7 protein-coding genes are annotated in these 12,254 nt (G+C 59.7%); all 7 read right to left on the bottom strand.

Going from position 1 to position 12,254, the window contains the following annotated elements:
- Positions 1 to 1,791, bottom strand: a 1,791-nt coding sequence (locus AC1DRJ_RS11670) for a DUF6531 domain-containing protein (protein ID WP_477802273.1), incomplete at its 3' end; no start/stop codon positions are given.
- A gap of 271 nt (positions 1,792 to 2,062) precedes the next feature.
- A complete protein-coding gene (locus tag AC1DRJ_RS11675; protein WP_477802274.1) occupies positions 2,063 to 3,706 on the bottom strand; it encodes a fatty acid--CoA ligase in 1,644 nt (547 codons plus the stop codon).
- 102 nt (positions 3,707 to 3,808) lie between these two features.
- Positions 3,809 to 5,587 (bottom strand): acyl-CoA dehydrogenase C-terminal domain-containing protein, encoded by a 1,779-nt coding sequence (locus tag AC1DRJ_RS11680; RefSeq protein ID WP_477802275.1) that lies wholly within the window; start codon positions 5,585 to 5,587, stop codon positions 3,809 to 3,811.
- Between the two features lie 7 nt (positions 5,588 to 5,594).
- Positions 5,595 to 8,129: an efflux RND transporter permease subunit gene (locus AC1DRJ_RS11685; RefSeq protein ID WP_477802276.1), complete on the bottom strand. Its 2,535-nt coding sequence runs from the start codon at positions 8,127 to 8,129 to the stop codon at positions 5,595 to 5,597.
- A 16-nt stretch (positions 8,130 to 8,145) separates the two neighbouring features.
- Positions 8,146 to 9,234 carry a WD40/YVTN/BNR-like repeat-containing protein gene (locus tag AC1DRJ_RS11690; protein WP_477802277.1) on the bottom strand — a complete coding sequence of 363 codons (1,089 nt, stop codon included), beginning with the start codon at positions 9,232 to 9,234 and terminating at the stop codon, positions 8,146 to 8,148.
- A 149-nt stretch (positions 9,235 to 9,383) separates the two neighbouring features.
- On the bottom strand, positions 9,384 to 10,742 hold the full coding sequence (locus AC1DRJ_RS11695) for a DUF1329 domain-containing protein (protein ID WP_477802278.1): 1,359 nt from the start codon (positions 10,740 to 10,742) through the stop codon (positions 9,384 to 9,386).
- Between the two features lie 54 nt (positions 10,743 to 10,796).
- On the bottom strand, positions 10,797 to 12,254 hold a 1,458-nt coding region (locus AC1DRJ_RS11700), incomplete at its 5' end, for a DUF1302 family protein (protein ID WP_477802279.1).

Here is a 12,254-nt window from a genome sequence, read left to right on the forward strand (position 1 = left end):
CAGGGTTTGCTCGGTCTTCCAGCACGTTTCAAGGGTTTGCTCGGTCTTCCAGCACGTTTCGAGGGTCGGCGCCGGAATAAACACCTGATAGTCGATGGCGACCAAATGGCTGCGTTCATAACGAAACCGCAAGGCGCGGCCGGCGCCGTTGTCGAGGCGCTGGACGCGCTCCTGACGATCGTGGGTGATGCGCAGGCGGTTGTCGTAGGCGTCGCTGATCGCCGTGAGTCGACCGTGGTGAAAGTGATAAAACCGCGCTTCGTCGCCGGCCTGGGCGAGGATCAGTTCTTCCGGTTCATTGCCGAGGTAAATCGCCGCGCGTGACAGGCTGTTGTGGATGGCCGGGCGTTCAGCGGACGGCAGCGGGAACGTGGTGCGACGGTTTTCGTGGTCGATCCAGATGACCGTGTCGCCGTCGATGTCCAGGCGATGGGATAAGGAGTGGCTCCAGCCGAATCCGAGGCCGCAGTCGATATCGGCGGCGCTGGTGCGATAGAGCCGGGTGAAGTCGAACGACACGACGCCGTCCAGCGCACCGTCGGTGAGGGTCAGCAGTTCTTCGCCGGTGACCATCGACACCGGGCATTTGTTGGTGGCGGTTTTATTGGCGGAATCGGCGGAGTCGCCGTTGGGGTTTTTCGCCTGATCCGGGACGTTGTCGTGGTGTTCGTTTTGCTTGAGGGTGGTGTTGCGTTTGGCATCCCAGCGCAGCTGCGTGCGGCCTTTTTTCAGGCCGGCCGCGACACCGCGGGCGGCGACGGTTTTGTAGCGGTCTACATACTCCATAAAGGTGTCGATGATCGTGACCATCGACTTCACGAAGCCCATTACTGTCTGAAAAATCCGCGCGCCGTACTTGGCCAGGCGCACTGTCAGCCAGGCAATACCGACCCCGACCACGCTCAATACCAAGCCAATTAACAAGTCGATAACCAGGCCAACCACGACTTTGGAAATGGCTTCAGCCGATGTGCCGGCCAATTGCGACGGCGGCAATGCGTCGAGCCATAACATGGCGGTGCGCATCAGCAAGCACAGCGCCGCCTCGTCGCTGGCCAGCAACATGGCTTTTTCCATTTTGTCGGGAGCCGTTGCCGCCAGATGGGCAAGTTGCCCGGCACTTTCACCCAGCTTTTCGGCAAAAGCGTTGGGGTCCTTCAGGATGTCGGTGAGTTCACCGATACCATCCCAAACCTCCTGAATCGCTGCCCAACCTCCTGCGAGCATTCCATTGCCCACTGCCGCCAACGAGGCTGATGCCGATTGCTGCGACCATCGCGGCTTGAACCCTTCCCACTCCTTGCGCAGCCAGCTCTCAAGCTCTTTGGTCGGGCCGTCATAAGAGAAGAAAAGGTCTTCGATTTGAGTCGGCGTAACTTCGCTCTGAACATGAACCCGGTAGAACTTGCCGGGCGTCCCCTTGAACTGCCCTTTACCGTTTTCATCGAGCCTGACCGACTTGCTCTCGCCGCCCTCCACGGCAATCACATCAACCGAAATATTCCCCAATGGAATGTCATAAACCGATTCAAACTTGCTCTCGATCTCCAGAATCCCGCCTTCCGGGCACTGCGCCACACTGGAGAAAAATTCGTCGTCGCCACTGCTCACCGTGGTGATGGCATCGCCGAACCGGATGATGCGCTCCATGCCCATCAGCGACGGCAAATCAGCAGCGTGACTGGCTTTGTCCGCCGCTCGGCTAAACCAATGCTTCAACTGTTCGCGGTAAAGCGTCAGCGTGTCCGGAAAACTGTCGAGTTCCTGCTCGATGCGGGCGATGTGGGTCATCAACGCACCGAACGGCATGAAGTGGAGTGGAAAATCGGGTCGAACATGAGCAATCCCTCGCGCTGGAAATGGGGCGCGCGAGACTTTGCAGGGGATCAATCAGGAAAGAAGTCAGAGAAGTAGGCGATGACTGTAGGGAAAATCCTTAAAACCGCGTCAAAAAACAACAGACACGCCAAAACGCAAACGTGGCGTGAGGTTTCCCTCACGCCACGCTTGTTTATCTACATCAGGAGGCCAGAACCCGGCTGGATCCTGGCGATTTCAACCTTCAGTCCGACAGGGTTTCCCGAATCAGCTTCTTGTTGATTTTCCCGACGCTGGTCTTGGGGATCTCGGTGACGAACTTGAACTGCTTGGGTATCGCCCATTTGTTGATGCGCCCACACTCGACAAACGTCAGCAGGTGCGCCTCAAGTATCTGCTTGTCGAGGTATTGCCCCGGCTCGCACACCACCATTGCCATGGGACGTTCGCCCCACTGTTCATCGACGATGCCGACGACTGYGACGGACATCACCGCGGCGTGTTCGCTGATCAGGCTTTCCAGTTCCAGCGAGCTGATCCACTCGCCGCCCGTCTTGATCACGTCCTTGATGCGGTCCTTGATTTCGACGCCGCCCATTGGGTCGATCGAAGCCATGTCGCCCGTGTGCATCCAGCCGTCGAGCCAGAGCTCGGCGCCCTTTTCAGGCTCCTTTAAATAACCCTGGGTCAGCCAAGGTGCGCGGATCACGATTTCGCCCAGGGACTCACCGTCATGGGCAACATCGTTGCCGCTGGCGTCGATGATTTTCAGATCAACCATAGGCACCGGTGTGCCGGTTTTGATGCGGGTCGCCAATTGGYCTTGCATGGGTAGTTTGAGCACGTCATCACGCAGGTAACTCAGACACAGAATCGGGCAGGTTTCCGACATGCCATAACCGGCGTGCACCACCATGCCTTTGGCACTGGCTTCGCTGGCGATACCAAGGGTCAGCGCGCTGCCGCCCAGGAGCATTTTCCAGCCATCAAAACGGGTCTGCTTCCCGGCTTCGCAGTTCAGGATCATCTGCAAAATGGTCGGTACGCAGTGGGAAAAGGTGACCTTCTCTTCACGATAAAGTTTGACCAGAGCGTTGGGCTCATAGCGGCCCGGGTACACCTGCTTGATTCCCATCAGGGTGGCGACATACGGCACACCCCAGGCATGCACGTGAAACATCGGCGTGATGGGCATGTACACATCATCGGAACGCAGCAGTGGCTGGCCTTGATAGACGCCCAAGGTGCCGACCGTATTCAAYGTGTGCAGGACCAATTGGCGGTGGGTGAAATACACCCCTTTAGGGTCGCCGGTGGTGCCGGTGGTGTAGAACAAGGTGGCGACCGAGTTCTCATCGAAATCGGGGAATTCGTATTGGTCTGACGCTTGGGACAGCAGGTGCTCGTACTCACCCAACACCGGCAACGACGTTTCAGTGGCCGTGTCGTCAGTCAGCTGCAGGAAACCTTTGACGGTCGTGAGTTGGCCCTGGATCTGTTCGACCAGAGGCAGGAAATCATCATGTACCAAGACCAAATCGTCTTCGGCATGGTTCATGGTGAAGAGCACTTGCTCCGAAGAAAGGCGGATGTTCACCGTATGCAGCACCGCGCCGATCATCGGTACGGCGAAGAAGCATTCCAGGTAGCGATTGCTGTCCCAGTCGAGCAGCGCCACGGTGTCACCGGCTTTTACGCCGGCGGCCGTCAGGGCATTGGCCAGTTTGCGAATTCGTTTGTTGAGCGTCACATAGTCGTAGCGCAGTTTGTCGGCATAGACGATTTCCCGACCCGGCTCATAGCGCTCACCGGACAGCAGCAGTTGCTTGATCAGCAAGGGATAGGCATAGGCGCCTTCGGCGGGCGGTATTATTTTTGTCGCCATCATGATTTTGGTTCCTGGAACTTTTATTGTTGGCTCAGCGCCCCTGAATGCACACGTTTGCAAACGACTCCCGGCGCGGTGCCGGGAGTTGCGGGGGCATGGGGATCAGAACTGCGCTGCATCCAGTTGGTAGAGGCAGTCGCTGCCGGCCTTGACCGACGCGCTCAATGAATGGATGCGCGGCAGCAGGCGAGCGAAGTAGAAGCGTGCGGTGGCCAGCTTGCTGACGTAGAAGTCGTCCTCGGCTTGCTTGCCGATGGCGGTCTTGGCCATCCGTGCCCATATGTAGGCGTAAGCGACGTAACCGAAGGCTTGCAGGTACTCGACCGAGGCCGCGCCGATTTCATTCGGGTTGGCTTTTGCCCGGTCCAGCACCCATGCGGTCAACTCGTCGAGCGTGTCCACGGCAGCGTTCAGCGGCTTGCTGAACTCATTGAGTTCTTCGCTGGCGTTGGCGGCGAAGTCGCGAATTTCGGAAGCGAACAAGCGGTAAAGTGCCCCGCCGCTGCCAACGATTTTGCGCCCAACCAGGTCCAGCGACTGAATGCCGTTGGTGCCTTCGTAGATCTGGGTGATGCGCACATCACGCACCAGTTGCTCCTGGCCCCACTCGCGGATATAGCCGTGTCCGCCGAAAATCATCTGGCCGTGGAGGGTGGTTTCCAGACCCATGTCGGTCAGAAACGCCTTGGCCACCGGGGTCAGCAGCGACACCAACTCTTGCGCGCGATTGCGGGTTGCTTGGTCTTCGCTGTACTTGGCCGTGTCGAGTTGCAGGGCCACGTAGCTGGAGAACGCACGACCGCCTTCGTTCAAGGACTTCATGGTCAACAACATGCGCCGCACGTCCGGGTGGACGATGATCGGGTCGGCAGCCTTGTCTTTGTTCTGTGCACCGGTTGGCGAACGGCTTTGCAGACGGTCACGGGCGTACTCGACAGCGTTCTGATACGAACGCTCGCCCAGCGACAGCCCCTGAATGCCTACGCCCAGACGCTCATAGTTCATCATGGTGAACATTGCCGCCAAGCCCTTGTTCGGCGCGTCGACGATCCAGCCCGTGGCGTCGTCGAAGTTCATCACGCAGGTGGCGGATGCCTTGATGCCCATCTTGTGCTCGATGGAACCGCAGGAAACCGCATTGCGCTCGCCCAGGGAACCGTCGCCATTGACCAGCACCTTGGGCACCAGAAACAGCGAAATGCCTTTAGGACCCGCTGGTGCATCCGGCAGTCGCGCCAGTACCAGGTGGATGATGTTTTCGGTCAGGTCGTGCTCACCGCCGGTGATGAAAATCTTGCTGCCACTGACCTTGTAGCTGCCGTTGGCCTGCGGCTCGGCGCGGGTGCGGATCATGCCCAGATCGGTGCCGGCATGGGCCTCGGTCAGGCACATCGAACCAGTCCAGGTGCCGGCATACATGTTCGGCAGGTAACGTTCCTTGAGCTCTTCGCTGGCGTGGGCGTTGATCGACAGGCACGCGCCGGCGGTCAGCATCGGGTACAGGCCGAAGGACAGGCCGGCCGAGTTGACCATCTCTTCGACCTGAGCCGAAATCGCCTTGGGCATGCCCATGCCACCAAACTGCGGATCACCACCAACGCCGACCCAACCACCTTCGGCGAACGCCTGATACGCGGCGACAAAACCATCCGGCGCGGTGACCGCGCCGTTGGTCCAGGTGCAGCCTTGTTCGTCTGCACTGCGGTTCAGCGGTGCGATCACTTCACCCGTGATCTTGCCGGCCTCTTCAAGGATCGCGGCAGCCGTCTCTTCGTCAATGACTTCGGCCAGGCCAGGCAAACTGGCCCATAGCTTGGACACCTCAAAGACTTCATTGAGGACGAAGCGCATGTCGCGCAAAGGAGCTTTGTATTCGGACATAGTGAACTTACTCAGGAGTAGTCAATGCATGAGGAACAGACGGAGTGTGCGAGGTGCCGGCTTCTTCGGCAGGCGTCCCCAGGTCATCCGCAGCTGGAAGTGTCTCCAGCGATTTTTCGCGCAGCAGGAAGTACGACAGGGCCGGGATCAGGATCAGCGCGCCGAGCATGTTCCACAGGAACATGAACGTCAGCAGGATGCCCATGTCCGCCTGAAACTTGATCGGCGACCAGACCCAGCACACCACGCCTGCCGCCAGGGTGATGCCAACCAGGCCGACCACACGACCGGTGAACGCCACCGCGTTACGGTAGGACTCGGCCAGCGATAACCCTTGCCGCTGGAAGTGCAACTGCACACTCAGCAGGTACAACGCGTAGTCCACGCCAATCCCCACCCCCAACGCGATCACCGGCAAGGTTGCCACTTTGACGCCGATGCCCATGCCCACCATCAAGGCTTCGCAGAGGATCGAGGTCAGGACCAGTGGCAACAGCGCGACCAGAGTGGCGCGCCAGCTGCGGAAGGTGATCAGGCAGAACAACGTCACCGCTGCGTAGACATACAGCAGCATCGTGTGATTCGCCTCTCGGACCACGATGTTGGTCGCCGCTTCGATACCGGCACTGCCGGCAGCCAGCAGGAACTGACGATCTTCGGTGCTGTTTTCCTTGGCAAACTTGTCGGCGATGGCGACTACCGAGTCCAGGGTCTCGGCCTTGTGGTCCTTGAGGAAGGCAATCACGGGCATCAGCGAGCAATCGGTGTTGAACAGCTCCGGGGAGTTGACCGAGGCTTGTTGCGCGGCGTAGTTCAGGACGTCCTGGTTACGCTGGATGCTGTTGAGCTTGGGGTTGCCTTCGTAGGTACCGGCGGTGATTTGACGCACGGCGTTGACCAGCGACGTCGTCGCCCGCACGCCCGGATTTTGTTGCAGTTCCCAGGCAAGACGGTCGGCCAGTACCAGCGTCTTGTAGTTAAGGCAGCCTTCCGGAGCGGTCTTGATCATCACCGCGAACAGGTCGCTGGACAGCGCGTAATGCTGGGTGATGTAAGCGTTATCAATGTTGTAGCGCGAATCGGCACGCAGTTCCGGTGCCCCGCTTTCCAGGTCGCCGATCTTCAGGTTCAGGCTGACCATGAAGCCGCCGATGCCCATCAACAGCGCAACCAGTACCGCGCCGGTCGCCCACTTGCGGGTGGTGAAGCGGTCGAGCATGTCCCACAGCTTGCCGAAGCCTTTGTGACGGTCGGCGCGGGTGTCGATTTTCAGGGCACGCTCGGCAGCCTTGGCGCCGACACCGACATAAGACAGCGCCACTGGCATCAGCAACAGCGAGGTGAAGATCAACACCGCCACACCGATACTGGCGGTAATGGCCAGGTCCTGGATCACCGGAATGTCGATCAGCATCAACACGGCAAAGCCCACGGCGTCGGCCAGCAGCGCGGTGACGCCGGCAATGAACAGACGGCGGAAGGTGTAGCGTGCGGCGATCAGTTTGTGGGTGCCACGGGCGATGTCCTGCATGATGCCGTTCATCTTCTGCGCGGCGTGGGACACGCCGATGGCGAAGATCAGGAACGGCACCAGTACCGAGTACGGGTCGATGGCATAGCCCAGCCAGGCGACGATGCCCAACTGCCAGACCACCGCGATCAGCGAGCAGCCGACCACCAACAGGGTGCTGCGCACGCAACGGGTGTAGGCGTAAATGATGATCAGCGAGGTGACCACGGCCAGGCCGAAGAACATCATCACCTGAATCAGGCCATCGATCAGGTCGCCCATCAATTTGGCGAAACCGATCACCCGGACCTTGTAATGGCCCTTGCCTTCTTCACCAGACTTGCGCGCGGCACTGTCACCGCCATATTCAATCTTGTCGCGCAACTGCTCTTCGAGCATCTGCGAGAACGCATGATAGTTGATGGGCTGACCGCCGGCCGCGGCCTTGTCCATCAGCGGCACGATCAGCATGGTGGATTTGAAATCGCTGGCCACCAGGCTGCCGACGATACCGGCACGGGAGATGTTCTGGCGCAGTTGCTCGATTTCTTCAGGCTTGCCTTGGTAAGTGTCAGGCATCACCGGGCCACCCTGGAAACCTTCCTCGGTGACTTCGGTCCAGCGCACGGCCGGGCTCCACAACGACTTCATCCAGGCACGATCGACGCCCTCGGTGAGGAACAACTGATCGTTGACCTGCTTGAGCACGTCCAGGTATTCAGGCTCGAAAATGTCGCCTTGGGTGTTTTCCACCACCACGCGCACCGAGTTGCCCAAACCACGCAGCGACTGGCGGTTTTCCAGGAAGTTCTGGATGTACGGCTGGCTCTGCGGAATCATTTTTTCGAAGCTGGGACGCAGCTCCAGACGGGTGACCGCCATGTAGCCCAGCACCACGGTGGCGAGCGCCATCATCAGCATGAACAGCGGGCGGTAGTTGAACACCATCCGCTCCAGCAGGTTGCCGGAGAGACGGTCGAAATCACGCATGTCGCGGATCACCGGCATGGCTTCTTGTTTTATGTTGCCCATGTCTGGGTTTCTCGCTTTAAGGGTTCGAGGTCTTATCGACGGACAGCGCCAAGGCACCACGGAAACCACCCACCACCAGCGAGCCATTGGAGGCCTCGGCGGCGCCGGCTACCGGCGTCGGTACGGGTTGCTGAACCAGGTGCAATTGCGCGCCAGTGCCCTGGCTGACCAGCATCTGCCCACCCAGGGTGAACAAGCGGTAGTCGCCACGGTTATCGACAAGGCCGGCGGTGATGCTGATGCGCAGGCCGCTGTCCAGCGCGGTCCAGTTCTGGCCGCCATCGGTGCTGCGCAATACGTTGCCGCGCAAGCCGTAGACGAGCACTTCACCAGGCTTGCCCAGCACGCCGAAGAAACTGCCCTGATAGGGCGTCTGCAAGGCGGCGAAGCGCTGGCTGGCGTCATCCCATTTGAGCAACAGGCCCTGCTCGCCGGCGATGTACAAGCCGTCACCGGTCGAGGCGATGGCGTTGAGGTGAAAGCCTTGCGGGTTGTCGGTGCGGTCCTGATACGGGGTCCAGGTTTGGCCACCGTCTTCAGTGCGCAGAATCAGGTTGAACACGCCAACTACATAGCCGACCTGCTCATTGGCAAACCAGACGTCGAGCAAAGGTTTGTCGGCGCCCTGCTCTACCAGTCGCTGGCCTTCGGCGGCCCAATGCGACCACTCTTCGTTGTCAGGTTGGCCACTCGCCAATGCACCGTAGTGCTTGACCAGTAGTTCACCGATCTGACGGCCGTCCAATTGCTTGCGCCAGGTCACGCCAGCATCATCGCTGTGCAACACCACGCCATCATTGCCGACCGCCCAGCCTTCCCTGGCCGATGGAAAATTCACAGCACTGAGATCGGCACTCACTGGTACAGCTGCTTGCTGCCAGTGTTTACCGCTGTCATCTGAATAGAGAATGTGTCCACGCTGCCCGACGGCTACCAAACGGTCGCCTGCGCGGGTCATGCCGGACAACGGACTGTTGACTGCCAACGCGCTGACTTTGGCGGGCAGATCCAGCACATCAATGTAGCCGGACGCCTGAGTGACACCCTGGGACAAAACAAGCAGGGTGCCGAGCGCTAATTGCAGGTACTTTTTGTACGAACACATACCGCGTCCTCTTGGGAAAACCGCGTCTGGGACTGCACTGTGCAGCCCGACGTTAAAAACTGTCGTCGCGACGATCGGCTTGCACCGACCTGCGCGCGGTCACACGGCCTTGTGGGCCGTGGACCGATGGACGCTTTGTTACGGTTTGCTTAGCGAATGCCGGCGCCCGCCAGGGACTCCGACGACCACTGTGCCTTGGAGAGCGGATCGATGTACTTGATGCCGCCGTACGGGCCGACTACACCGTTGATGTTGTAGGAACCGCCCACCAGGTCATAGATCATGAACGGGGTGGAGTCAGGAACCTGCTTGTCATAGCTTTGGCTGAGGAAGGCAAACGAACCACGGTACAGCTGACCACGAGCGTCATATTGATCCGAGGCCAAAGCGGTCCAGCTGTCTTCGTCAAGGTAGAAGCGACGCTTCTGGTAGATGTGACGTGCGCCAGCCTTGAGGTTGCCCTCGACGACCCATACACGGTGTTTTTCCCAACGCACGAACTCTGGGGCCAGGTGGTTCGGAGTCGTGATCGACTTCGGATCCTGGACGTAGGTCAGCTTGTAGGTGTTGTAATGCACGATCATTTCTTGCTTGCCGACCAACTTCCAGTCGTAGCGATCCAGCGCACCGTTGAACACGAAAACGTCGTCGTAAGTACCGGCGCCKGCGGTGCCKGGGTTAGGCGTGTCGTAGGCCARGTTCGGTGCCAGCTTCACACGGCGCTGACCAGGCAGGTACTGCCAGGCGCGACGCGGTTGTTGCAGCGGSTTGGCRGCGTCYTTSAGCATCACCGCTTCGCCGGCACGACGTGCCGGGCCGGTGTACTGCAGCTTCATCTGGTAGTACACGTCGGCACTGCTGATCGGCTGTGCCAGGTTTTCGTAGATCGGATAGGAGATGTTCGCCTGTCCGGTGGTTGCCAGGCTTGGAACACCGGCGGAGTCAACGTTCCAAGAGTCGTACTTGGAGCTGATGCTCACGCCCTGATAACGCAACAGGAAGTTCCACATCGCTTCGTTACCCGACTGAGGGATCGGAAACGGTATGCCCGGCAGCACGTTGTCGATGGCCAGGCCACCTTCAAGGGACTTGGCGCCAGTGGCGTTTTTCACGCCGTTGTCGAGGATGGCTTGGGGCAGCGAGACGGTACGGTGAGTCGGGTACACGTCGACCTTGAAGGTCGGGAAACGCTTGGCCAGTTCCGCCGTGGTGGCAGTGAGCTGACCCTTGTACTGATCGACGTTTTTGCCGTCGATGACCAGCACCGGCTTTTCATTGGCAAACGGGTCCGGACGCATGCTGTCACCGGTCTTGAAACTGGCCGGTGGAGTGGTCAGGCCGCCGGCATAGGCGGGAATGGAACCATCGGCATTACCGGCTTTTTCAGCGCCGACCATGGTCAGGCTAGTGCCCAGTTTGGCGGCGTCTTGAGCCGATACAGCGGCGTGTGCCTGGGTGGCGACGATCATCGCCAGCGAGGCGGCCAACACGGTTTGTGCAAATTTCATATTGTTATTCTCCTGCTTGCATAGAGCAAATCAGTGGTGAATCAAAGTTGTAAATCAGAAGGTTGTTTTCATCGTCAGGTACACAGCGCCACGGTCCTCAGTCGTTGCACCACCACCGGAGAAGGACGAGTAGCCCCCGGCGTAACAGGCGTAGTTTTCGTTGCCGCTAAAGGCGTTCGGCGTAGAGCCATCACCACCGGTAGGACCGGTGCTCACGCCACTGGTGTTGCACTTGTCGGTTTGGCCGAAGGAGTCCACGTACTTCAGGTCGACAAAGTATTTGTTGTAAACAATGGCACCGACGCCCAGCGCATAGTTGCCGGTGTCCTTGGCGCCGCCACCGGACACCGGTGACACGCCGGCGAGGCCGACGTTGACGGACATTGGCGCGTTGAGGTCAACACCCGGGAATACCTGGTACCAGGTCGGTGTGAAGTTGACCGCGACGCCCCAGTTGTCCCGGGTCGACTGGTCAATGCCGCGATAGCTGCCTTTGCCCTTGTAGAGCGCTTCGTTTTTGTCATCGAGGCTCAACAGGTTGCTGTAGTACAGCTCGCCTAGCAGCGTTGCCGAATCGAACACCGGCATTTTCGGAATGGTCATCAGACCGTTCAGCGTCCAGTGCAAGGTGTCGCCAGTGGCGCTCATGCTGTCGCCGCGGCTCGGGGTGTCGTAGACCACACCCGTGGAATCGGTGCGTGCCGGCAGCAGGCCGAGACCTTGGCCCAGGCCCAACGGACTGTTGGTGCTGACGATGGCCGGGATACTGGCCAACGGCATGTTGTGACGGATGTTCAGGTCCGAACCCACACTGATACCGCCGACGTCCTTGGACAGACTCAGACCGGCAATCTTGATGGCGTCGGAATAGGCCAGTTGATAGGTAGCGGTGTTCAACGAGTTGAGCGTATTGACTACCGCCGGCACTTGCCCGGCTGGGCGGGTGCCGTTCGGGTTGGCCGAAGAGATGCCACGGGCATCCAGCCAGGCTTGCGGCAGGATGTCCGAAGTTTCGCGGTAGTAGACGCCGAGCGTCCCGTCCAGCCAGGCCGGCGACCACTTGGCCATCACGCCCCAGTCACCGCTGTTGTGCGGGTTCAGGTCATGACCGCGACGCACGTTGGTCAACGCGTTGCACGGTGCCAAGCCACAACCCAGCGGGCTGCCCGGTACCACGGCGTTGGTGTTGCCCAACAGGAACGATTTGGCGCCAAAGCCCACGAGATCGGAACCACCGTAGTAGGTGCCCGCTTCCGGCAGGCGCGCGGCGTCCCAATCCATGAAGTACTGGGCGCCCACGCTCAACTCGGGGTTGATGGTGAACGACATCGACAGCTGGTTACGCGGTACGAACAACTCCTTGGCTTCCGTGCCCGGCGACGCCGCCAGTTTGGCCAGGTCGAGGCCGGACTGGCCATAGCTGATCGAGTGCACCGGGTTGAGAATGGTCTCGCCCCAGAACACGTTGTGCTGACCGGCCTTGGCGCTGAACAACGACTCCTCGCCCACCTC

This window comes from Pseudomonas sp. P5_B2 (genome assembly GCF_056400445.1).